Genomic DNA, 24,837 nt, shown 5'->3' with positions numbered 1-24,837 from the left:
CTCCTCAAGGAAAATCAATCGAACAAAAGATTTCCGCTTTTGTTCGATTGTTTCTATTTTCTTTTATTGCCCTGCATTACGAGAAGCGTTCCCTTTGAACCAACCTGTTTTAGCATTGATTGTAACTAAATACATGTGAACATTTTTCTCTGTAGTACCTTCTAATAATTTTGATTGATTGTTTGTTGCATAAAGATTGTAGTAACCTTCGCCATTCACAATTTTGGCAGGTTCTAAAGAATATCCACCAGGAACCACATAGCCACGAGCAATCACTGTGTCTAAGACTTTTTCTTTCACACCTGGTGCCCATGTCCACGCTGGATTGCTACTATCAGCGATATCGGCAGCATCTGGCGCATAAAGCGGACTAGTGTAAACCCCGTCACTGTTCGGCGCCGTGTAGCCATTCGCTTCTGTTTTTGCTGTTTCTTCCTTCTTAGCGTTCTCTTTTTTCGCGGCAGCAGCTTGTTTCGCTTGTTCTTCTGCTTGTTTTGCTTGCTCTGCGGCAGCTTGTTCTTCTGCAATTCTTTTCTGTTCTTCTTCAACCTTGGTTAACGCTTGGTCAGCTGTCGTGACTTGTTTGACCAGTTCTTTTTTCAGCTTATCACTTGTTACTTTATCTACTTCTGCCTTAGCAGCTTGATACGTGTCTCGATTCAGCTGATTGGTAGTTTTTCCATCTTTATAAATGACCTCAACCGCTTTTTTAGCTTTTTGTAATTGGTTGTATTGTTGGTTCGCTTGATCGATTGCTTGGTTCATCAATTGGTCAAATGGATCATTTCCTGTTAATTTCTTTACGGAAATTGGTTGATCAGCAGCTAGAATCGCCGGTTTCAACTCATTGCCATTGACAATCGGCGCCTCAAATAATTGGTTGATTTGTTGAATGGTTTGTTGCTTCTCTTTCAATGTTTGAATTTGTTTATTTAATTGAGAATACTCTTCTGAATCTTTAATTTCCGCGACTTGTTTTGAGAGTTTTTCTGGACTAACAGTCACCATATCGGGTTTAATAAAAACTTGCTCCTTCGTGGTATAAAAGGCTGCTAGTTCATCTTTCAGCGTATCTGTTTTCTTGGTTAGTGCCGCCGCCTCTTGTGCGGCAGCTTTTTGCGTTTGATCATGATACGCCCAAGCACTACCTCCAGCTAATAAAACAACCGCAAGCGCAACGAAAGCCACTTTTTTTGATGGTTTCTTCGGAGCAGGCGCTGGTTGAGCATTCCCAGTTTCATTCATCGGTGGTATCACACCTGAATTTGAAACTTTTTCCTCGGTTACGTCAGCTTCGCTCGGTTCCTCTAGCGACGCTGCACTTGTTAACCCTTCTTCAGAATCTGAAATGGATTCAGTTGGTGTTTCGGCTTGGGTTAATACTGCCTCACCGCTGTTTTCTAACTCTTGGGTCTCTGCTGTTTCTTCTGATGGATTTTCAGACATTTCTGTATCTGCTCGATGCGCTTGAATATAAGCTTGCAAAGTTTCGTTTGGTGTTACATCTTGATCTTCTATCGGTGGTTGTGAAAAAATTTCTTCTTCAGAAGTGGTAGAGATAACTTCAGTTCCTGAAATCTCTGTTAAAGCTTCCTCTTCTGACTTCACTGTCTCAGATACCTCAGCTGTTTCTGCTTCAACAGTAGTTGTTTCTTCTGTTGTTTCTTCTGTTGTTTCCTCTAAATTAACTGCTTCGTCCGTTGCTAGTTTTTCTTCTGTTGAATGAGTAGGCGTCGCTTCTGTCGCTGGTGTCGTTTCCTCCACCGAATCATGAGTCTCCTCACTAGCCCCTTCTTGAAGCACTGCTTCTGAATCAGAAACATCCTCTGAATCAGAGACTATTAAGTTATCTTCTATCGACTCTTCTTTTTTGTCATCATTACTTTCTTCTTCTGGTGATTCGCCAAACAGTTCCATCACATGGCCTAAGCTCATATCTTTTAACTCAGACCATTCAATATTCTCATTTAATTGATCTTCGTGTTGTTCATTTTCCTGTGTTTCAAAATCTATATTTGTTGAAGTCGTTTCCACTTCTTCTTTATCAACTGTTGTGTCAGTTAGTGAATAGCCACATGTTGGGCAGGTCGTTAATTCTGCATCGAATTCGTTCCCGCACTTCGGACATTTTTTTGTCATTCTTCCGCCTCACATTCTGCTAATATTCCATTACTTCTAATTTACCACAACTTGCGCCTTCTTCCAATAACTAGCAATGACATTTAGAGACTTTTTAAAAATCAAAAGCGGCTCTTCTCGCATGCACGAAAAGAGCCGCTAAACGGTATGTTTATTCTAAAAAGTCTTTTAATTGTTTTGAACGAGAAGGATGTCTTAGTTTTCTTAACGCTTTTGCTTCAATTTGACGAATACGTTCGCGAGTGACACCGAAAACTTTTCCGACTTCTTCTAGCGTACGTGTCCGACCATCATCTAAACCAAAACGTAAACGTAAAACATTTTCTTCACGGTCTGTTAAAGTATCCAGAACATCTTCTAGTTGTTCTTTTAACAATTCGTAAGCTGCATGTTCAGCAGGACTGGTAGCATCTTGGTCTTCAATGAAATCACCTAAATGTGAATCATCTTCTTCACCAATTGGTGTTTCTAAAGAGACTGGCTCTTGTGCGATTTTTAGGATTTCACGAACTTTTTCTGTTGGTAAATCCATTTCCGCACCAATTTCTTCTGGCGTTGGTTCTCTACCTAAATCTTGCAATAGTTGGCGTTGAATCCGAATCAATTTATTGATTGTTTCAACCATGTGAACAGGAATTCGAATCGTTCTAGCTTGGTCCGCAATTGCCCGCGTAATCGCTTGACGAATCCACCAAGTAGCATACGTAGAGAATTTGAACCCTTTACGGTAGTCAAATTTTTCAACAGCTTTCATTAAGCCCATATTACCTTCTTGAATTAAATCCAAGAATTGCATACCACGACCTACATATCGTTTGGCAATTGAAACAACCAAACGTAAGTTAGCTTCTGCTAAACGTTGTTTTGCTTCTTGATCGCCTTCTTCAATTTTAAGTGCCAATTCAACTTCTTCTGCGGCAGTTAATAATTGAACGCGCCCAATTTCTTTTAGGTACATACGCACGGGATCATTAATTTTAACACCTGTTGGCGCAGATAAGTCTTCTGCTTGGGCCTTTTCCGCTTCTTTTTCATCTTTTTTCAAGCTATGTTCACTTGGGTCTCCATTTTCATCGACCACGCTGATACCAGCATCTTCAACTTTTTGGATCAATTTTTCCATAGCTTCTGCATCCAAAGTATACGGTGTGGCTAATTGATTCGCTAAATCATCATAAACCACTGTTCCTTTAGGCTTGTTTTCTTTGATAAATGCTGCCACTGCAGCTTCATATTTTTTACTTGTTTCTTTTTCCATGAAAGAAGGCCCCCTTCATTTTTCGGTTCACGCTTGAAATAACTGATAAATCACTGGGACTTATCAAAATAAAATGAACAAAACGCTTAGTTCTATTCATTATATTGCTTAAGTAAATGTTCGTTGAGCTTTAAGCTGTCGAGCCAATCGGATAATCTCCATTGTTAATTCGGCTTCAAGCTGTTGGTTGCCCACTCGTTTTGCTTCTTGCTGTTGAATCTTTTTCTGCTCAATTGCCTCTGCAATACTTGATAAGGCAATTACATGTAATAAATCGGCAACTTCTCGCTCAGAGCTTTCTTCCGATAAATTCTGATACGCAATTTCAATTGCTAATTGTTTGGTTTGATTATCTTGCAAGAAATTAATAAAATCGGCAATGTCGAAACTTTGATGCAGTGTCGCATAACTTTCTAGCAAGAAATATAATTCTTGGTATTCATCATGAGCGAACGAAAAATCTGGCAATTGTTGAACGGTTTGCCGTACTCCTTGTTCATTCATTAAACGAAATAATAAGGAACGTTCTGCTTTTTGAACTTGTGTTAACGGTAACTTGTTCTGGACGTGATTCTCTTCAAAAACAGGCTCTTCCATTGGTGGTGGCATCATTTCATCTTGATAAAATTGTTGCCTTTCTTGTCGTTGGACTGAACGTTGCTCTTGCTTCAATTGATTGAATTGTTCTTCTAAACTATGAACAGAAAGTTGAAATTCCTGAGCAATTTGGTTTAAATAACGATCACGTTCCAAGGGAGATTGAACATTGGTTAACTCCCGTAACAATTCGTTCACATAATCCAATTGTTCTTTTTCGTTATTCATGTTTCTAGTTAACCGATGATAATTCATTTTAAAACTAAAAACTGTTTCTCGGCCATGATTGGCTAAATTTTGAAAAGCTTCTGCGCCATATTTCCGCACATATTCATCAGGATCCAGCTTTTCAGGGATGCTGACAATACTCAAGTCAAAATGACTGTTTTCTTGCAATAATTGAATCGCACGGTTTGTGGCTTGAACACCGGCATTATCGCCATCGTAACAAATAACTACTTCCTTAGCGACCCGTTCCAAACGCCGAATTTGTTCATTGGTCAAACTAGTCCCCATTGAAGCCACCCCACTTTTTACGCCTGATTGCCAAGCAGCGATAACATCCATGAATCCTTCAAAAAGCAAGACTGTATTTTCTTTACGAATTTCTTTTCTGGCTTTATCAAAGTTAAACAGCGTTTCTCGCTTATTAAAAAGTGTTGTTTCAGGACTATTCAAGTATTTAGGCATCTCATCCCCTGGAAAATCAGCTGTTTTTAACAAGCGACCAGAAAAGGCGATGACATTGCCTTGGGGATCATTAATTGGAAACATGATTCGTTGATAGAAACGATCCAAAAACGTACCGTTATCTCTTTGGACAAACAGCCCAGAAGGCTCAAAAAGCGTTTCATCCAGTTGTTCGTTTTTAAAAACTTGACTTAAGAAATCACGTTTTTGCGGCGCAAATCCAATTTGAAAGGTCTCAATTAGTTCTTGTGTTAACCCCCGCTCTAATAAATAGTTTAATGCGGGTTCGCCAATTTTAGTATTCACTAAAATATGATGGTAAAGTTCTGCGGCTTTACTATGCAGTTGTAACAAACTCCGTCTTTGTTGGTTTTCTGGGGTATCCGCTACTTCACGCGGCTCTGACCAATCAAAGTCCACAGATAAATGTTCCAAATCTGCAACACGTTTCACGGATTCGGGAAAACTAATGCCTTCAATTTCTTGCAAGAAATTAAAAACAGTTCCACCTTTCCCGCAGCCAAAACAGTGAAAAATTTGTTTGTCTTCTGCTACTGAAAATGAAGGGGAACGTTCTTCGTGAAACGGACATAAACCCATATAATTTTTACCGGATTTTTTTAACTGGACATACTGCCCAATAATATCTACTATATTCGTTCGGTGACGAACTTCCTCAATGACTTCCTGAGGAATGCGTTGTGCCATTGTCCTCACCTCCTAAGAATAGCATTGTGCTAACTCATGTGATTGACCGTTTAAAAAACGCACTGTCATTTCAGTGCGAATTCCAATGGACACATTTACACATGATTTATTGTATCACATAATCTCTGTTTTTCAAGTATCTTGTTTCAACTCAACAAAAAAAGAAAGTATCTAGGACAAAAGTCATCTTGACTCCTGCCCCAGACACTAACTCTTAAAATAATCAGTTAAACATCAAGCTTGCTCCGACTTCCTTCAAGATTTAAAGAAGAACTGCATTTCTGGAGACGAATGCTTTTAGCTCAACCTCTGCTTTTTATAAATCTTTAATTGTTTTTCCAGCACGTTTCATTTGTACGAAACCAATTGTTACACGCACTACAATATTAATGGCCATCATAATAAAGAAGAGACCCATTGTTTGCGAAGTTAAGAAACCAATTTCTAAAATGTTGTGGAATAACATAGCTGCTACATAAATACCAATAATGGTACTGAAAACCAAGAAAATGCGTAATGGATTTAAAGGCAGACATGCTCGAACAACAGCCATACAGCTAATTCCAACTAATAAATAATACATTAACGTCGTGGTGTCTAAAGAAGAAAATCCTTGATTTTGTCCAATCAGATAAACAGCAATGATATTCGCTACAACTAAAAGCGCATTAACAGACGCATTTTTCAAAGCCGTTGGTAAAAACTTCCCGACAACTTTTCGTTTGTCCCCTTCGAAAGATAAGAAGAAAGCAGGATATCCTTCAATTGCTAAATCAATCAAGGTCACTTGAATCGGAATGAACGGGAACGCAATGGCCGTTAAGGCACAAATGATTGAGAGAATAAACGAATAAATCGTTTTAATGAAGAAAACGCTGGAAACTCGGGTTACATTATTTACCACACGTCGTCCTTCAAACAAGACATCTGGTAACGTTGTAAAATCAGAATCTAGTAAAACTAGATTAGAAATTTGCCGAGTAGCGCCATCTCCCTCTGCCATGGCGATACTACAATCCGCTTCTCGTAACGCTAAAACATCGTTGACGCCATCGCCGGTCATCGCCACCACATGCTCTGTGTCTTTCAACTCACGTACAATGGTTCTTTTTTGCTGAGGCGATACACGTCCGAACACTGTGTATTGCTGAACTGCTTCACGCACTTCTGCTTCTGTCGTTTTGGTCGACAAATCAATATAAGACTCATAACCGGGTAGCCCAGCACGACGAGCAATATTTGAAACAGTTACCGGATTATCACCAGAAATTACTTTTAAGTCGATTCCTTCTTCTTTTAGATAAGCCAGTGTTTCTTTGGCATTTTGGCGAATTGGATCATCAATTTCTAGAATTGCTAATGGCTCTAAATAAGGCATTTTGGTTTCGTTTAACGGTTGTTGTTCCGCAATGGCTAACATCAAGACGCGATACCCATTCTCTTGTGCTGTAAAGACAGCTTCTGGCAACCGACTATCGTCTACCAAACGCTCAGGAGCCCCTAAATAAACTGTCCCAATTTCTGGAAATTCAATAGCTCCCCATTTTCGTTCAGAAGAAAAAGCCAAGACTTCTTTTGCGCCAAATCGATTGGATACTTCATAATGATCACGAATTGCTTGCATTGTAATATTATTATCCGTACTTTCAGATAGGTAGCTTCCGATAATCTGCGGGAAAAGTTCTTCATATTTGTCATGCAAGATAATCGCCTTTTGCACTTTCATTTTACCTTCTGTAATTGTTCCAGTTTTATCTAAACACAAAGTGTCCACATGGGCCAATGTTTCAATTGAGTACATATCTTGTACTAGAATACGTTTTTTGGCTAACTTAATGACACCTGTTGTCAGTGCAATACTAATTAATAGTACTAATCCTTTTGGTAACATCCCTAACAAAGCAGCTGCAGAAGCAACAACAGATGTTTTAATGCCAGCATCTCTTAACCAAAAAGCTTCAACAAATAAAATAATCCCCAGAGGAATAATCACCCAACTTGTAAATTTAGAGACTTTACGAATCGAATTGACTAACTCTGATTGAATTGGTTTATGCACTTTGGCTTCTTGGGTGATTTTCACAGCATAGTTTTCGGCACCAACGTGGATAACACGGGCATAGGCTTGTCCGCTAACAATGAAACTTCCAGAAAGCAAGGTATCGCCGATTTCCTTTTCAATTAAATCTGATTCACCTGTTAACAACGCTTCATTCGCTTCGACTTTACCGTCAATAACTTCCATATCAGAAGGAACTTGTTCCCCTGCAGAGATAACAACAATATCTTCCATAACTAGTTCTTTTGTATCAATTTCTTGTTGTACGCCATTTCGAACAACATGAACATTTTCTTTTGCCACAATAGATAATTTTTGAACTAAATTACGGGCATGAATTTCTTGGAAAATCCCGATTGACATGTTCACAATAATAATCGCTAAGAAAGCCAGATTGGAATACGCTCCGACAAATAGTAAACAAACAGCGATTGCAAAGTTTAAAAAGTTGAATAACGTCATGACGTTATCAAAAATAATATCTTTTGTAGATTTTGCTACATTTTCCTCATAGTTATTTTGAAGGCCTAACTCTTTCTGCTTGGCAACTTCTTCTGTACTTAACCCTTTTTTCAGGTCGACTTTATTCAACATCCAGCTCTTTCCCTACCTTTTCAATTAATCAGTTACATCCCTTCTAGTTTACTTGCATTTTCATGAAACTGCAAGAAAAGCCTAAAAAATTCCTGTAAGTTGAAAGAATTCTTTAGACTTTTCTCGTTTTAATTTAACTTTTCAATAAACCAACGATTCATTTTGACAATTTCTGCATAGAACATATTGCCACCATTTTGATAAAGGTAACCACCATTGTAAACTAACGCTTGCCAACGATAATAACGATATTTCGTATTTTGGTCATTCCCTAGCAACGGTGAAAGGACTTCTCTTGAATATTCTTCTGCTAACTCTGTCGTGTGTTTCCCGCCACGTTCTTTAACAAACTGAATATAATCCAGTCCATAATTATATGCTTGTACGCCTGTCCACTCATCGCAGCCAGCTTCTTTTGCTTTCGCTAACGCTTCCGCAAGAAATTTGACGCCATGTGCGATGCTTTCCTCTGGTGTTTCAATCACTTCTTGTTGTCCATAAACACTTTCACTGCTCTGCATAATATCGCCAGATTTCCCTTTAGACTCTGTATAGATAATCGCTAAAGCTAATGTTTTGTATTCAGGTATTTTATTTTTTTTGACTTCTGCTTCTACTTGTTTTTCAAAGGTCATTACCGTTTCAACATTTTGATGTATTTTATAGCCAAGATAGCCAAGACCAGCAACTAAACCAACAAACAAAAGTAGCATGATTTTATAAATTATTTTTCTTACTCTACGCATCGAATCATCCAAACTTTTTCTTTTAAGATACGTTCTATGTTACTTGAAATAACTGAAAAAAGCGAAGTTTTTGTTACTTCTTTAGTTTTATTTAATAAAAGTAACTTTTTTGTGAACAAACCGTAACTTCGCAAGATTGAACGTTTTCACCTAGAATAGAATAACAAGTAATTTTGTTCTATTGGCGCTTATTTATTGCATCAAAAAAGCCCAGATAAGAATGAACAAAATTCTTTTCTAGGCTTGGCTTTATACAACTTATCTATTCTTTTAACAAACAGTCAAATGTTTTATGGAATTTTTTTCCCAGTCATTTCTTCATAGTCTCTACTCATCATTCTCCAAGCTTTTTCAATATCTTTGTTCAATCCAAACAATCCGCTTCTACCAACAATATAAATATCAGGTCCTGCAGCATCAATTCGCTTAAATGAATTTCTATTCGATGAGCCGTCCATTTCAATTACATAACGATACCCTTTTTCTTCACGTAAATTACGAAGAGCAACAATTTTATCAAGTGTTCCTTCAATAAATCGTTGGCCAGCAAAGCCTGGATCAACGGTCATGATTGTGATTTTATCCAACAATTCAATATATGGAAAGATTGATTCAATAGGCGTTTCGGGATTAAGGACGATCCCTGCTTTAAGATTAGCATTGTGAATTTGGTCAATTAGGCGAAATGCTAGACCATCTAAAACCTCTGCATGCATACAAATCCATTCACATTTGATATCTACTAGTTGTTGTACCCAAAAGCTTGGATTCGTAACCATTAGATGGGCAGATACTGGGAGCTTCGAAATTTTTCTTAACTCCTCAATAAACCACGGAGATAGCGTGATATTTGGCACATAGTGACCATCCATGATGTCTATATGATACGAAGCAACATGATCATTCAAAAAGGTGATTTGTTGTTTAAACTTGTCCAAATCCATCGTCATTAGTGACGGAGAAAATTCAACTTTGTTCATTCTAATTTCCAACTCTTTCTATCTGATTATTTGGTTGATGTTTTTGAAAATTTTTCTAACTCGTTATATTCAGACGTTGACACATCTCTGACAGGCAATATAAATTGCATTAATTTTGTTGCGCTTTTTCATTTTGTTTAGAAAATCTGAATATCTTCCAAGTTTATCTCCTCTTCTTCTTTTTCTACTAAAGCTTCCATATCTTTCTCAGTTACATCTTTCTTAATAATAGCTAAAACTAAACCGGTAACCACAGCATTTACAACAATTGCAATCACGCCAGCCAGCGGTTTACTCATTGTTGGAATCATTAAAACACCGCCAAATGGAACTGTCGCATCTGCCCCTAAGATCATTGTTGTTGCGCCACCCACGAAGCCACCAATCGCTGTAGCAATGACTCCTCGGACAATATCATTCATAACTAAAGGAATAACACCTTCAACAATGTTAATCACGCCCATTGGTACGGCAGACTTTAACGTTTCAACTTCTAGTTTTGTATAAATATTTTTTCTAAATAATTTAGCAAAGAAGAAAGCTAATCCAAAGCCTATTGGCGTTGCTGTATTTACTAATTGCAATGCTGTAATTGGTCCATTAAGTCCTTCCGCTTGCATTGTCAAAACAAAGGCAAAAACAGTTTTGTTAATGGGTCCGCCATAGTCTATACCACTTAATAAACCAATTACACCACCAAAAATTAATAATGACGAGTTACCTAAGCTATCTAAAAAGTTCGTTAATAATGAAGTAAATGCCGTTATTGGGGTCCCGATAATATATACCATGATTAATCCACCAGTAATTGAGGTTAAAAATGGAATAATTAATGTTGGCATTAACCCTCTCGCCCAGTTTGGTAATTTCACATATTTTAAAATAGCTAATACAAGATATCCTGCCAAGTAACCACCTAAAATACCACCAATAAAGCCGGCACCAACTGCATTCGCAGTTAAACCAATAATAAAGCCTGGAGCAATTCCAGGTTTACCGGCGATTGAAAAGGAAATGCCAGTAGATATAACAACCGGCAGTAAGCCTAAGCCAGCGCCACCCATAGTAGCTAAAGCATCCCAAAGCGAAAATTCACCTGGCACCAAGGTTCCTTGACTTGAGCCACCAAACCCCATACCAATTGCAATTAAAAAGCCAGCGCCACAGACAATTGGAATTAAATATGAGATTGCTGTTAATAAATGACCTTTAAGATTTAACTCTTTTAGTTTTTTCATTTTTATCCTCCTAAACATTGTTCTTTTCATTTTATTTTCTATTTTAAAAAATTGCTGTTATGAATTCTTCTGTAGAAAATATCCACAATATGCTGTCTCAGTAATTTCATTAAGAGAATGCCTTCACTACATCCTCTGGCGATTTTGATTGAAGGAGTTCTTTCACTACTTCATCATTTCCGAGTTTTCTGGCAAACAATGATAATAGTTTAAGATGGCTAGTTGTTTCTTTATGATCATTGCCCACAGCAAAAAGAATGATTCCTTTTACGCCATTATCATCTAAAGATTCCCAAGGAATTTCTGTACTATTAATACCAATGGCCACGCCTATTTTTTTTACATACGCACTTTTACCATGTGGAATGGCTAGATAGTTTCCGATGCCTGTTTGGCCTTCCGCCTCTCTAGCATAGATATCTTTTATAAAGCCTTTTTCCTCTGAAATATTGCCATTTTCAAGCAAAAGATTGGCTAATTCTTTTAACGCTTCCTCTTTTGTATTTACATTCATATTCGTTTTAACGGTTTTTAAGTCAATGATATCCTTTACTTCCATTACAATTCCTCCTAGAAGGTTACTTTTCTTGTGTCATAACTTCTTCTGCTTTTTCAATTAGTTTAGTGGGTGATTTTACAGCAACTTCTGTAGGTACTTGAATGATTCGTTTCCCATCAAAACGCTCTCTTCCAGAAATTTTTACATCAATGGCTAATATAACAATGTCCGCTTCCTTAATTTGTTCATCCGTTAGTTTGTTTTCAATCCCAATGGTCCCTTGTGTTTCTACATGGATCTCAACTCCTGCTTTTTTTGCAGCGTTCTCCAATTTTTCTTGTGCGATATATGTGTGAGCAATTCCTACTGTGCAGGCTGCTACGCCGACTATCTTCATTATTTTTCCTCCTCAAATTTTTCTATAATTTTATAAAAATCTGTTTCTGTTTTTAAACGCAACAACTTTTCTAAGAAGTCTTCATTTGCTAATTTTCTAGTAAATCGACTGATTTCTTTTTTTACTTTTAACCGTTCATTTTCTTTTAGTAAGATGACAATAATTAATTTCACTTGCTTAATGTCTGCCGTCCATTCTTGGATTTCTGTTTTTAAGCCAATCAGATATATTTCACTTTTTTTCAAGAGTGCATTTTCTAAATGTGGCAAGACAATTTGCTCTGCAATCTGATTACTTCCCATCTTCTCACGATTTACCAAAGATTCCTCAATCTGCTTTTTTTCTTCGGGCGTTAACCAAGGTGCTGCTGTTTCTGCAATGAATTGATATACTTGCTGCTTTGAAAGAAGTTCTTGGTTTAGGAAAACTTGGTATAAAGTATTAACGTTCATGATAGATTTCCTCAACTTTTCTTTGTAATCGATACTGATCATCCATTGTAAACATGGCACTTACCAACAATGATTTAATGGGGACCTTTTCCTGTAAATGAATCGTTGTAAGAATCAATTCAATATCAGAATAATCTTTTAATGATTTCTTTATATTTCGTGTGGCAATAATTTCAACAATTTGTAATTCAGGGAATTTCTTTTCAACTTTTACTCTCAATAGTTCTGAAGTGCCAATTCCAGTGGTACACATAATCAAAGTACGAATAGGTAACTGATTGGTTTCAATCATTCGCGCAAAATACAATGTAATAAACCCATTCTCATCTTCGTTTATAGCCGGCAGTTGATAGTTTTTACTTACTTGCTTAGAAACTTGCGCAATTTTTCTGAAAATTGTTTCATACGTCATTTTTATTTGATCCAATAAACTATTCTTAACATGTATGCCGTTTTCAAGACGATTTATCATTGGTTTTATATGACTAGCCAATTCAAGAAGTAGCTGATCATTATCAGTTAAAATTTTTAGTTGTGCACTCATTTCCTCTAAATAAAATTGAGTAACTTGCATTACTTTGAAAGAAAAATTAGTTACTTTACTAAACGAACCTTGCATCCTAGAAGAAACCAAATATTGATATAAGTAATAAATTTCAACGTTAGGCAGTCTCTTATTTAAATAAGTTTCAATCTGTTGAACCGTTGTTTGCGCGACCTTTTTGAGTACTAAGTCCTTTGTTAATTCTTGTTCTTCTTCGTTAGATAATTGGTATTTTTCAGAAATAGCTACTTTTCGTGAACGACTAATTAAGATATAAAGATGCGAAAAGATGTTTACGTTATATGGATGTGGAATAGTAATATCCAGTTTTTTTTCAATGTTCCTGACTTGATCTAACGTAAAAAGGACATCATAATTATTAAAATTTAATGCTTTGTTGTTTCGAAGATCCTCAATATCGATAATGTTCAACAGTTGTATTCTATCGGAAATGGCTTTCCTGATAGCTCTTTCCTCACCGATAATTGCCAACGTTCGATTTTTCCGTTTGAGTGTTAAATCATATTTCTTTAAATCTTCGGATAATTGTTGTTCATCGCTAAATATCACAGAATCGCCAACATAATATCTTGCAAATAATTCATAAACATTTTTAGCTTGTGGAGAAGCTAACAACAATTCCTCCAGAATTCGATTGCGTCTTTCCCTTGGCGAAAAATCACTTTCTTTTTCGACTAAATGTCGATTCTGTTCCATAAATCGTTCATAGTCTAGCTTGTATCCTCGTCCTTTCTCAGATAATATGAGTAAACCTTCTGAAAATTCATCGTTAATTTTTTTTATCAAACGATAAACTGTCTTAGGAGAAGTACTTAGGCAGTTTGCCAATTCTTCTGCAGTCATATAATCTTGTTTTTTTGAGAGAAGTAACAACAATTTTTGTCCACGTTCTTTTTTCGAACTCATAGCAACCCCTCCTTGATATATTTATTATAATCCATACAAAAGAAAACGCTTCCTTGTTTTCTGTCCGTTACATTGGCCATTTTTGTGAGTGGTTAAAGTGTTCAATTATGCGAAACTTTCTAAGGCTATTTATAAATAAAAACTTGTAGAGCAAGCGATTTTTATTACTACTGGTTCTACAGACACTAATACTTTCAAAGAATACAAAAAAAGGGCTGCCTTGCGGCTAGCCCTTTTTTACTTTTATTTTACGGTAACATTTCCGATTACATCATTCATTGAAGTCGTTTGACCTGCTTTTTGTAAATCGTATTGAGCAACGATATCTTGATTTGTGAAAACAACAATTAAATCTGATTTTTTGCCAGCTTGTTCTAATGCGGCTAAATCAATGGTTGCAATTTTATCGCCTTGTTTTACAACTTGGCCTTCTTCAACATGTAATGTAAATGGTCCACCTTGTAACTCAACAGTATCTAGACCCATGTGTAATAATACTTCAATGCCTGAATCTGTTTGGATACCTAACGCATGTTTTGTTGGGAAAATGCTAGTAATTTTACCAGCAACAGGTGTTGAAACTTCGCCGTCTGTTGGTACGACAGCAAAACCGTCACCCATCATTTTTGCTGAGAAAACATCATCTGGTACTTCAGAAATAGGAATAACTTTCCCATTCGCTACAGAATATAATTCAGTTTCTTTTGTTGAAACCGGTGCTTTTTCTTCAACAACTGGTTGAGAAACAGGTGTTTCTTTGACTGGTGTTGCTGGCGCTTGGTGGTTATATAATCGTTGCATTTCGTCAGCAACAAATTGTACTTCCGTACCAACGATCACTTGGATATTGGTGTCATCAATGACTTTCACACCAGGAACCCCAGTTGCTTTAATTTTTGCTTGATCCACTTTGCCTGTATCTTTCACTGTTAAGCGTAAACGAGTTGTACAGTTATCAATAGAAGTTACATTAGCATCAGCGCCTAAACCATCATAAATACGACGAGCTAGAGAAGCAAATTTGTTGTCGCCTTCCGCAACATCTGGCGTTTCTTCGCCATCGCCTTCTTCACGTCCTGGTGTCATTAAGTTAAACTTAGTGATTGCAAAACGGAAACCGAAGTAGTAAATTGCTGCAAAGACAAGTCCTTGAACCACCAACATCATTGGATGATTCGCGACTGGGTTTTTCAAACTTAAGAAGAAGTCTACAAAACCTGCACTAAAGGCAAAGCCAGCTGTCCAATGCATAAACGCAGCGAATGCTAAAGAAATACCTGTAAAGACTGCATGTAAAACATATAAAGGCCAAGCAACGAACATAAATGAGAATTCTAAAGGTTCAGTTACGCCTGTAAAGAAAGCCGCAAAACCAGCAGCTAACATTAATGAAGCTGTAACTTTTTTCTTCTCAGGACGTGCACATTGATAAATAGCAAACGCGCCTGCTGGTAAACCAAACATCATTACTGGGAAGAAACCAGCTTGATACATCCCTGTTTGTCCTACAATTGCTTTACCAGTATCTAACGCTTGTTGACCAGCTAAAAAGTTCCCAATATCATTGATACCAGCAACATCAAACCAGAAAACAGAATTCAAAGCATGATGTAAGCCTGTTGGAATTAATAGTCGGTTAAAGAAACCATACAAGCCAGCTCCTACGAAACCTAAGCTAGAGATTCCTTTACCAAAAGCAACTAATCCGTTATAAACAACTGGCCAGAAGAAGAATAAGACAGCTGAGATTGCTAACATCGAAATAGCTGACATAATAGGAACTAAACGTTTTCCACTAAAGAATGATAAAGCCATTGGCAATTTCACACCAGAGAAACGATTATACATTGCCGCAGCAACTAAACCAGCGACAATCCCGACAAAGACATTGTTGTCCATGCTGTTGAAGGCTGGGTTTACTTCAGCAATATCCTTGAAGCCTTTAATGGCTTGGATAGAAGCAGGCGCTAAAACAGTTTTTGGCACTAAATAAGCGACTAAACCAGCTAATGCTGCCGATCCATCTTTATCTTTTGACATTCCTAACGCTAAACCAACCGCAAATAATAATGCTAAGTTGTTTAAGATAGCCAAGCCACCATTCATTAGAAAAGTTGTGGCTGGACTAGCGCCGATTGTACCCACGATCCAGTTAGCAATACCGACTAATAAAGAAGCCGCCGGTAATACAGCAACTGGTAACATTAACGAACGTCCCATTCTTTGCATATACGCTTTCATTATACGTAACTCCTCACATAAACTATTTAATTTTTATTATTTGGTCATTCTTAATCGTTCAATGTGAATCGATAAATAACCAAGTTCTTCATTTGGTACTTGATAATGAAAATTTCTCATTAATAAGACTTGTACTTTTTTTGAGATTTCATAGCTTTCAGCATACTTTTTCTTTACGACTTCCAAAATTTCTTCATCTAAAACAGCATATTGATTTTGTTGGAAGCGATGAATAAACAAACGTAAATGATTCACCAAACGTGAATAACTGAGACTATTTTTATCATCATGAATATCAATAGCCAATTCCTGCTCGATTAAATGAATAATTTCAGAAACGATTGTAACTTCACGGATACTTTTACTATTATCAGTACGCCCGCTGCGAGCACTATGGATATGAATTGCAATATACCCCGCTTCATCATAACTAAATGGAATCTCTAAGGTTTGTGTTAAATATTCTACAGCCCATTGAGCAATAGCAAATTCTTCACTATATAAAATCTCAATTTCACTTAAAAGCTTGTTCCGAACAATAATATTATTTTGAATATTTTCAGCTGCAAAAGCAATGTGATCACTCAACCCAATATTAATATGTTCATTCAACTTTTCACCCAATACCGTTTCAGCATGTTGGATAATTTCTTCACTCGCTAAAAAGTATTTGTCTTCAATTTGTGATAGCAGTACTTGAAGTTTTTTCAGCCCTTCTGGCTCCATCACAAACATCCGCTCCACCAATTGTCGAGATAAGACATCATTTTTAGTCTTATTAAACCCGACGCCTTTACCGACAGCTACTTTCTCCTGTCCTTCGTCAAGAACAAGTACAGCATTTTGATTTAGCACCTTTTTAATTTTCATAAATGACCCTCTTCTGCAGAAGTAATTCTAACATTTTCAGTGAAAACAACAAAAAAAGCATAGAACAATCCCGTTAAACATGTTGCGTAACCATTGTACACCACATTGTATTACGAAATTCTTCCATGCCTAGTATTATCTAGTCACATGAAAACGCTATTCATTTGTTAACAGTGCTTATTCTAACGAGTATCATTATTTTTGTCAACCTTTTTCAATTATTTTTTTATTAATTGTTGACTATTAACAAAAAAGAAGCTCTTATCGGGAAGAGGTCGGGACAGAAGTGTTTAACTCCGAGAACCAAGTAGGTATTGTTCATCATCGAATCACTACGTTCTTCGTGATTCTCAACAATTTCGGCTTATTTCCGAAGGACCTTCACCAAGTAGGTACGATGATTTCATCTGTTCATGCTTCACAGTGAAACATCGCAACTCTTAGAGCTGGAGCTCTTTTGAAGGCTGTACTGTGACGAGACGCATGTCGAGAAAACACCTTAGAAGTTGTTGAGATCGGAGCAACGCGTAGTGTTGCTTCTGTTCCCGCCGTTTATCAGTTTTTGAGCGTGGAGCAAAAATCCAAAGTGATTTTTGTCCCACGCTCGTTCACTAATTTATTCTTTATAGGCATACTTATATGTGCTCGTTGCACCGAAGTTATGATACTGAATACCTTTGACACCTGGTCGTACAAGCTGACTACGGGCCTCTTGGTATAAAGGAATTAAAGCGGCATCTTCTTCCACCAATACTTTTTCAGCTTTAATTAATGTTTGCCAACGAGTTTCAGGATCATTTGCGTATTTAGTTGTTGCTTCTTCAATTAGTTGATCAAACGTTGGGCTGGAATAGTTCATACGGTTACCACTAACTGAGCTTTCTAAGAAAGTCATTGGATCCTGATAATCGGGTCCCCACATGCCAACAGACAATTCATAATCCCCTTTTCTCATTAATTCAATCGCATTATTTAAAGGAACTGTTTTGACATTAATAGTGAGACCAGGCAACGTTTCTTGTAACTGGCCTTGGATAAATTCAGCAACTTTTCGGTCACTATCACCATCTCTTGAAAGAAGTTCAATGGCTACATCTCCGTTTAGCTCTGCTTTTGCTTTATCTAAATACTCTTTGGCTTTTTTGGCGTCTGTTTTGACAAGGGCGCCTGCTTCTTGACGAAAATCTTCATTCGTTTCTGGGTTATATACAAATTTTTCTGGAATGTACCCATAAATTTCTTTTGAACCATCTGCTAAAATATTGTCGACTAAACTTTTTTTATCCAAAGCATAAGCTAAAGCTTTGCGGACATTCTCATTTGCAAAAATGGATGGTTTTTCGTTTCTTTTTTGGTTTAAACGTAAGGAATAGACTTTTGACCGTTCGATTGCTTCATAGTCTGGGTTGTCTCGATTTTGTTTAGCAAAATCTCCTGTTAAGACAGCCACATCTAATTCACCTGATTCGTACAAATTGTAAACGGTATTTGTTTCTTTAAGAACTTCAAAATGAATCGTTTCTGATTTTACTTTTTCTTTATCGTAATAGTCGGGATTACGCACAAAATCCCACGACATCGCTGACTGATCCCAATTTTTCATTAAAAACGGACCATTAGATACAATCATTTCACTAGAAGTGCCATAGGCTTGTCCTTTTTCTTTCACGAATGCTTCGTTTTGTGGGAAAAATGGAGAAAATGCCAATAACGACGTAAAATACGGTACAGGCTTTTCTAAAGTAACCTCTAAAGTATAATCATCAAGCGCTTTGACACCCAATTCCTCTGGTGCTTTTTCCTCTTTTGTAATAGCTGTTCCGTTCAGAATCGTTCCTTCTAACAAGAAAAAGTAATTAGCTTGGTTTTTGGGATTCGCTAATTTACGCCAAGCAAAAACGAAATCATTGGCTGTTACAGCATCACCATTGGACCACTTGCCATCTTCTCTTAGTTTAATGGTATATCGTTTGCCATCCTCAGAAATTTCTGGCATCTCTTTAGCAGCAGCAGGTATTAGTTGATCTTTTTCATCCAATTGATATAACCCTTCAAAGACATTGGACTGTGCGTTAATACTGGCTTCATCTTGTGTAAAAATAGAATCCATTGAACCGATTTCCGAGTTCTCCATTAAATTTAAAACTTTTTTCGAGACACTGGTTTTCTCAGTTGCTTTCTCGTCTATTTTTGTTTCTGCTGTTGTGCCACAACCTACCAAGACCGTACTAACAAATAACATAATCCCCATCATTTTTAACTTTTTCATACTATTCCCCCTATGTGTCAATCAAACGGCAACTCTTCCATGGAAAGCCGTTCTTGCGAAACTATCAAGCATGCGTAGGGCAAGCCCTCATTTTCGTACTCAAATTCTCCCCGCTGGTTGTCAATTGGGTCTGCACGCAATTGCATTTTTGCCGGCTGAAAGTCTGCCTGGATCTCACTATTTGCGACCATTCTAAAAACATCTAAATTGCCGAAATAATGATTCCACCGCTGTCTATCCCCGTCTCGGTAAGCACCTCCGCCAAAAGATAAATCCGCAAAGAGCCAGCCGTACGGTTCTATATAAAATTGTGCCCAATCATGACAGCCTGTATAATGTGTAGAAACATATAATCCCGATTGCCATTTGGCTGGTATCCCTGCAATCCGACAAAGCGTGATAAACAAAATCGCTTGCACGCCGCAGTCACCTTTTAAATTAGTTGCAGCATACTCTGAAATATTGGAAATTGTAAAATATTCACGCATGAAAGAATAATGAATCTTTGTCGTCACAAAGTCATAAATCAAGCGTGCCTTTTTTAAGGGATTACTTTCATCGCCCACAATCTCATCTGCTAAATTTCTTAAATAAGGCGTGAATCGAATATGCGGTAACTGTTCCTCTAAATCAAAGCTTGGTTGCATTTTGTCTACGTTATTTTTTTCTAACTGTTGGTAAACCATCCGATTAACATAACAATATTCAACTGTAAACGTTTGATTTTCTTTTAAGATTGTTTCAAAACACAGTGTTCGTTGAGGCGCATCTTCTGCCGCAATATAGGTTGCTTCAGGTGACGTAGCTAGGATTTCAATTTCTGATTGTTGTTGACACGCTTTGGGCAGCGGCAAATGGACACGAACACGCTCACCTGGACGCTCAAATTCTTTTTTCACCTGAATGGTGGCTTTAATTGTTGTTCTCACTTTTCTACCACCGTTTTTTTGCATTTGTTCGATGTTCTCTTTTAGTTCTTTTTTGCGGAGAATTTCTAATTGATTGCTTTCTGCTTCCTGCAAACGTGCAACATATGCCGCATTTGTTTTAATTAAATTGGCCAAAAATCGAAGTTGGAAATACGGTTCACCGTCAATATAAACCCAGTCCACTAAACCCGTTTCTTTTAAACGAATTAATTCCTCTGTTTGATAATCCTGAAAAGTGTCTCTCATCATTTGATCAGCTTTTGCAAAGCTATGAGGATACTCATTCATACGCATCATTTTAATGACATCTTTTTCAATTATCAAACGTTCTTTTAATGCCTGCGGAAGTTCTTTTGTCAACCAAAAATCAATGGCAATATCCGCACTTGCAAAATCGCCAAATTCTTTCACCCTTTGAATTTCCTCAGGCAAAGGGACACTAAGATACTTTAAATCATACTTCATTTGTTTTACTCCTTTTTTATTGAGAAATGCCTAATCCAGCTGCTTCTCCTAATTCCAATAATGGTTTTGCTTCTAAGGATACGCCCCCAGTTACGGGCGCAGTTTCTAAACCGAATGTCGCATCTAAATCTGCTCGTGTGATATTCTTTTGAGCAGCAGCTAAATGGGCAGCAGCCGTGATGCCAATGGTTGTTTCTTCCGCCATGCAACCAATCATGCATTCGATGCCTGCTGTTTCACAAATCTGATTAATTTTCAGCGCTTCATGAATGCCGCCACACTTCATTAATTTTATATTGATAACATCGACTGTGCCTTTTTTAACTAATTCCAACGCATCTTGAGCATCAAAACAGCTTTCATCAGCCATAATTGTCGTATTAACTTGTGAAGTAACGTATTTTAGACCTTCTAAATCGCGTCTTTTAACTGGCTGTTCCACTAATTCAATTTGATAATCTGCTAATTCTTGAATCGCTTTAACTGCATCTTTGGGCGTCCAAGCCTGATTCGCATCTAAGCGGAGCTTGATATCAAAGCCAACTGCTTCACGAATCGCTTTTACTCTTGCGATATCAGCTTCAATTCCTGTTCCGACTTTAATTTTTAATGTATCAAAACCTAGTTTGACTTTTTCGACGGCTTTTTGTGCCATCACATTTGGTTCATCAATACCTAGTGTAATATCCGTTATTACTTGGTTATCATAGCCGCCTAACAATTGATAAAGAGGCAGTTGAGCTTTCTGACCCATCAAATCATAACAAGCAATATCGATTGCTGCTTTTGCCGCTGGAGCGAAAGCAGATATTTTATCCATCACTTCATGAATTTTCTCAATATTAAAGGGGTTTAAGCCAATGATTGCTTGGCCAAATAATTCGATCGTTTCAAGCGTGCCAGCCAACGTTTCACCGGTAATAAAAATGCCTGGCCCTCCTTCTCCATATCCAATAAGTCCCTCTTCTGTTTCAATTTCCACAATTGCACTATCCGCGGATTCAATCGTCCCCAAAGCGATTGTAAATGTTTCTTTCAGCTTGATTTTTGATGCCCTAACATGTACCTGCTTAATTTTCATAAAATCCTCCCTTTGATATTTTCAATTGACTGAAAATTCAGTTTTTTAAAAATATCCAAAAATTAAATTTAGATTGTTATCGATCATTCTAAACTCATTGTTTTCTAATGTCAACAAAATAATGAGATTTTGATTAAAATAAAATGAATTTCGAATTTTATGAGCTTTTTTAGTAAATCAGTAAATTCCATGACATGTGAGATACTTCTCATTTACAAACATTCTTAAAAAAGGTATGATAGTAAAGAGGCAACTTGCAAAGGAGTAGAAGACGAATGAGTGAACAACCTCAACAACGTTCAACCGAAGAAGTTGAAGCAATTAAAGAAGATATTTTAACTGCATTAGAAACAGTGATTGACCCTGAATTAGGCATCGATATTGTTAATTTAGGACTAATTTATGAAGTTGAATTTGCAGAAGAAACTGGTGATACTGTCATCAAAATGACCTTAACCACAATGGGTTGTCCGTTAGCAGATGTTTTAACAGAACAAATCCATGGTGTTTTAAAAGATATTCCTGAAGTGAATAATATCGAAGTAAAATTAGTCTGGTACCCTGCTTGGACAACGGATAAAATGAGCCGTTACGCACGAATTGCTTTGGGTATTCGCTAGTTATTTCGAGACTAATGATAAAAAACATATGAAAGAACCGATTGGTCCGTTCTTTCATATGTTTTTTTGTTTGTTTAATTTACTTATTTGAAAAAAACTACCTGATGCCATCAATACTTGGCTTTTTCCAAATTTTTGCTACTGGATGGAAGTCTAATAAAAACTGTAGCTGCGTTCCACCGAAGCCTGACGCTCCAGCAAACATGATATGAAAAGTGAGCCCTCTATCCATAATCAGTACCCTGTATCCAGCACGCCATTTCTTTCATAAAACTGATAACGTTTTTCTCTTTGGGCTTCATTCGCTGCATTTTTGCCAATTTCTTCACTCTCTAAAAGAACCCCTTAGGATAACGTGTCTTCAATAACGCTAACACGGTTGAGCCTAATCGTTTGTTTCGGTGGTGCTGATCAATTGCAAAGAAAAAGACATAGGTTGCTTCAGGTGCAATTTGACTATTTAACAAAATCCCCACGTTCTCATCCGCCTCTTGAATAACAAACAAATGAAATTTTCCTGCTTGAGAAGACGTCAATAATTGACCAAACGGCAGTCTCTCTTCTTCTGGAAAAGCTTCTATGTAGGTTGCTTCCCAATAGGCTTGATTTTCTTGATTTAATAATGTGAATTACATAAAAGCTCCTTTCTAAAATGATTGCTTCGTACTAATAACTTTTGTTACTTACATAAGACCTAAAAGTTATTTAAACATGCGACTGGTTAGCCCTATACGCAATTATTTTTTGATACTAATCTAGTAGTTTAATCGTTCTCTGTTCCTGAGTCAATAAAAGAGCACACGATTCGAGACTTTCAACGTTTAGTGAAAAGTCGATTCTTATTTCATTACAACCGATTCACTATTCGCTGCCCTCTTTTTTCTATTCGTTGATTTACTTGAACTAAATATTCATTTATCTCCTCTAGATTCTGAGGTAAGATAAACGAGTCTTTTTTCAAATGATTTTTCCATAGCGCTACTGGTTGATACTGTTCATTTAAAAATGGTTGCATCTCATACGTATGAACGTAGCTTTCCCATGAATGAAATGAAGCTAAAAATATCGAAAGTTGTTCTAAAGAATAATCCCAATAATCTTTAAACGATAAACTTCTTCCGCTGTTAAATCCTAGTGGAACTACTGTAATGTTTCCAATTGAATGGGTAAGTTCGGCAAAACGCTTTAATTGTGGGTCCTGATGGACTCGATCAAATTTAGTAAAATTGTCGAGAAGGAATTCATTCCATGTATATTTTTTGGGTACAGGATTTGGTAAATAGTCAGGAAAAACTTGGTCAAAATAAGTTAAATATCGGTCCGAAATCACAGCCGATGTCCCGGAATCATGAGGCGGATACTTGCTATTTACTGCAAGCAAATTCTGTTCAGAAGGTTTTTCTAAATAGCTTTCTTGATTTTCCCCAATTACTTCCGCTGGTCTAAAGAAATCGGGATAAACAAGTTGTAACATAATTTTATACGTTGTCCAAAATGAGTTCATAATATCTTTGTGCATGGTCGCCTTCCCAGTTAACTTTAAAAAAACATCCTCCACAACCTCGTACTTTTCAATATGGACATTCGATGTTCTAGCTTTTAAAATATTTTTAACCGGCTGCTGGTGGTCATACTCTTGACCCAAAAGCAACTTCTTTAAATCATCTTTCGCTGAAATTGTCTTAACTGTAATCTCCGCCACTTTGAATAACTCCCATCCTACGATTTTCTCTATATTCTTTTATATTATTATACTAGAAAAACGCTCCCTCCTGCCCTTTTTTAATCAACAAATCAGCAATTAGAAAACACCAGCGAAACAGAAGTGCAACACTAGCATGCGAAAAAATGCGATCGGCAACTTATTTTTAGACACTCTGTGTGTTTCGTATAGTCGAGGCTGGTTGCGTGTATTTTTTTCAAGAAAATTGAGAACAGCTATGGTATAGTCAAAACTACGATTATTTCAAACACGGAGCGACAGTTTATGGAAATGTACCAAGTAATTAGATATTTTTTAAATGAAATGGAGAAAAAGATTTGGCATGCCTTGTTAACATTAGTACTTTTTTGTCTTTATATTTCCATTTTTGATGTTCCTTTTACAATTAAAAATACGTTCATCGGCAGACTACTTTTCCCGAAAGCTTTTATGAATGCAGGAAGTGCGAATCTGATTTTTTATTTGATTAGTTTTTTTGGTTTTTTATGGTCAATTTTCATTTTTGCTTATCTATTGAATAAGACACGCCTCAAATTATTAAATAAAACATTTCCTTATCTTTTGGAAATATTAGAAGTCTGTATTTTGCCTTTAGTGATTCTTTATGCTTACATTTATATTTATTTGCGGGTCCATGGCGAAGGTTTCAGCTATATACGAGAATCTCTTTTACAGCAAGAGTTAACTTATTCAATGAAATGGTTTCTTTGCCTTGGTAGTTTGGCGCCGTTATTTTTCTTTTTAAGCACTTTAAATTTAGCTAAACGAGTCAGACAAAAAAAAGACATGGAATCATGAAAATCCATGTCTT

General features: G+C 36.8%; 19 protein-coding genes and 1 pseudogene. 2 read left to right on the top strand and 18 right to left on the bottom strand.

Features of this window, described 5'->3' with window-relative positions; genetic code table 11:
* Positions 1-63 precede the first annotated feature (63 nt).
* From IGJ03_RS05980 to IGJ03_RS05905, 16 genes are all read right to left on the bottom strand, one after another.
* The gene (locus IGJ03_RS05980; protein ID WP_010824643.1) at positions 64-2,139 is read right to left on the bottom strand and encodes a cell division site-positioning protein MapZ family protein; all 2,076 of its coding nucleotides are present in this window, start codon (positions 2,137-2,139) and stop codon (positions 64-66) included.
* Positions 2,140-2,290: 151 nt separating this feature from the next.
* Positions 2,291-3,397 (bottom strand): RNA polymerase sigma factor RpoD, encoded by a 1,107-nt coding sequence (gene rpoD, locus IGJ03_RS05975; RefSeq protein WP_002360364.1) that lies wholly within the window; start codon positions 3,395-3,397, stop codon positions 2,291-2,293.
* 108 nt (positions 3,398-3,505) lie between these two features.
* Positions 3,506-5,392, bottom strand: a complete 1,887-nt coding sequence (gene dnaG / locus IGJ03_RS05970) for a DNA primase (protein ID WP_010824642.1) — start codon at positions 5,390-5,392, stop codon at positions 3,506-3,508.
* Positions 5,393-5,708: 316 nt separating this feature from the next.
* Complete coding sequence (locus IGJ03_RS05965; RefSeq protein WP_116495034.1) at positions 5,709-8,045, bottom strand: cation-translocating P-type ATPase; 2,337 nt, start codon at positions 8,043-8,045, stop codon at positions 5,709-5,711.
* 128 nt (positions 8,046-8,173) lie between these two features.
* Positions 8,174-8,791, bottom strand: coding sequence for a lysozyme family protein (locus IGJ03_RS05960; RefSeq protein ID WP_002357646.1), 618 nt, complete (start codon positions 8,789-8,791; stop codon positions 8,174-8,176).
* Between the two features lie 290 nt (positions 8,792-9,081).
* On the bottom strand, positions 9,082-9,771 hold the full coding sequence (alsE, locus tag IGJ03_RS05955) for a D-allulose 6-phosphate 3-epimerase (protein ID WP_002420219.1): 690 nt from the start codon (positions 9,769-9,771) through the stop codon (positions 9,082-9,084).
* A gap of 137 nt (positions 9,772-9,908) precedes the next feature.
* A complete protein-coding gene (locus tag IGJ03_RS05950) occupies positions 9,909-11,009 on the bottom strand; it encodes a PTS fructose transporter subunit IIC (protein WP_002357649.1) in 1,101 nt (366 codons plus the stop codon).
* A gap of 109 nt (positions 11,010-11,118) precedes the next feature.
* The gene (locus tag IGJ03_RS05945; protein ID WP_002403623.1) at positions 11,119-11,568 is read right to left on the bottom strand and encodes a PTS sugar transporter subunit IIA; all 450 of its coding nucleotides are present in this window, start codon (positions 11,566-11,568) and stop codon (positions 11,119-11,121) included.
* 19 nt (positions 11,569-11,587) lie between these two features.
* Positions 11,588-11,905: a PTS fructose transporter subunit IIB gene (locus tag IGJ03_RS05940; protein WP_002357651.1), complete on the bottom strand. Its 318-nt coding sequence runs from the start codon at positions 11,903-11,905 to the stop codon at positions 11,588-11,590.
* Entirely contained in the window at positions 11,905-12,357 is a 453-nt protein-coding gene (locus tag IGJ03_RS05935) for a PTS sugar transporter subunit IIA (RefSeq protein WP_010777626.1), read from the bottom strand. Before IGJ03_RS05935 ends, IGJ03_RS05940 begins: the two co-directional genes overlap by 1 nt.
* Positions 12,347-13,828, bottom strand: a complete 1,482-nt coding sequence (locus IGJ03_RS05930) for a BglG family transcription antiterminator (protein WP_375804662.1) — start codon at positions 13,826-13,828, stop codon at positions 12,347-12,349. The genes IGJ03_RS05935 and IGJ03_RS05930 overlap by 11 nt, the downstream gene beginning before the upstream one ends.
* Before the next feature lie 243 nt (positions 13,829-14,071).
* Entirely contained in the window at positions 14,072-16,069 is a 1,998-nt protein-coding gene (gene nagE / locus IGJ03_RS05925; RefSeq protein WP_002374894.1) for an N-acetylglucosamine-specific PTS transporter subunit IIBC, read from the bottom strand.
* Positions 16,070-16,105: 36 nt separating this feature from the next.
* Positions 16,106-16,939, bottom strand: coding sequence for a PRD domain-containing protein (locus tag IGJ03_RS05920; protein WP_002357655.1), 834 nt, complete (start codon positions 16,937-16,939; stop codon positions 16,106-16,108).
* Between the two features lie 616 nt (positions 16,940-17,555).
* The gene (locus IGJ03_RS05915) at positions 17,556-19,208 is read right to left on the bottom strand and encodes a peptide ABC transporter substrate-binding protein (protein ID WP_002363926.1); all 1,653 of its coding nucleotides are present in this window, start codon (positions 19,206-19,208) and stop codon (positions 17,556-17,558) included.
* A gap of 17 nt (positions 19,209-19,225) precedes the next feature.
* Positions 19,226-20,602 carry a transglutaminase-like domain-containing protein gene (locus tag IGJ03_RS05910; protein ID WP_010777624.1) on the bottom strand — a complete coding sequence of 459 codons (1,377 nt, stop codon included), beginning with the start codon at positions 20,600-20,602 and terminating at the stop codon, positions 19,226-19,228.
* A gap of 16 nt (positions 20,603-20,618) precedes the next feature.
* The gene (locus tag IGJ03_RS05905) at positions 20,619-21,683 is read right to left on the bottom strand and encodes a dipeptide epimerase (protein WP_010777623.1); all 1,065 of its coding nucleotides are present in this window, start codon (positions 21,681-21,683) and stop codon (positions 20,619-20,621) included.
* Between the two features lie 275 nt (positions 21,684-21,958).
* On the opposite strand from IGJ03_RS05905, the gene IGJ03_RS05900 reads away from it, so the two are divergent.
* Positions 21,959-22,303: a metal-sulfur cluster assembly factor gene (locus tag IGJ03_RS05900; RefSeq protein WP_002357660.1), complete on the top strand. Its 345-nt coding sequence runs from the start codon at positions 21,959-21,961 to the stop codon at positions 22,301-22,303.
* A gap of 97 nt (positions 22,304-22,400) precedes the next feature.
* On the opposite strand, the pseudogene IGJ03_RS05895 reads toward IGJ03_RS05900, so the two are convergent.
* Positions 22,401-22,884, bottom strand: a pseudogene (locus IGJ03_RS05895) (GNAT family N-acetyltransferase).
* A 266-nt stretch (positions 22,885-23,150) separates the two neighbouring features.
* Positions 23,151-24,005 (bottom strand): hypothetical protein, encoded by an 855-nt coding sequence (locus tag IGJ03_RS05890; protein WP_179189117.1) that lies wholly within the window; start codon positions 24,003-24,005, stop codon positions 23,151-23,153.
* Between the two features lie 285 nt (positions 24,006-24,290).
* Between IGJ03_RS05890 and IGJ03_RS05885 the strand changes: the two genes are divergently transcribed.
* A complete protein-coding gene (locus IGJ03_RS05885; protein ID WP_016615870.1) occupies positions 24,291-24,824 on the top strand; it encodes a hypothetical protein in 534 nt (177 codons plus the stop codon).
* Positions 24,825-24,837 lie beyond the last annotated feature (13 nt).

This window comes from Enterococcus sp. DIV1315a (assembly GCF_051712325.1).
Taxonomy (GTDB): domain Bacteria; phylum Bacillota; class Bacilli; order Lactobacillales; family Enterococcaceae; genus Enterococcus; species Enterococcus faecalis.
Note: the sequence above shows the minus strand (reverse complement) of the source record. Positions and strands in the feature narration are given on the sequence as shown.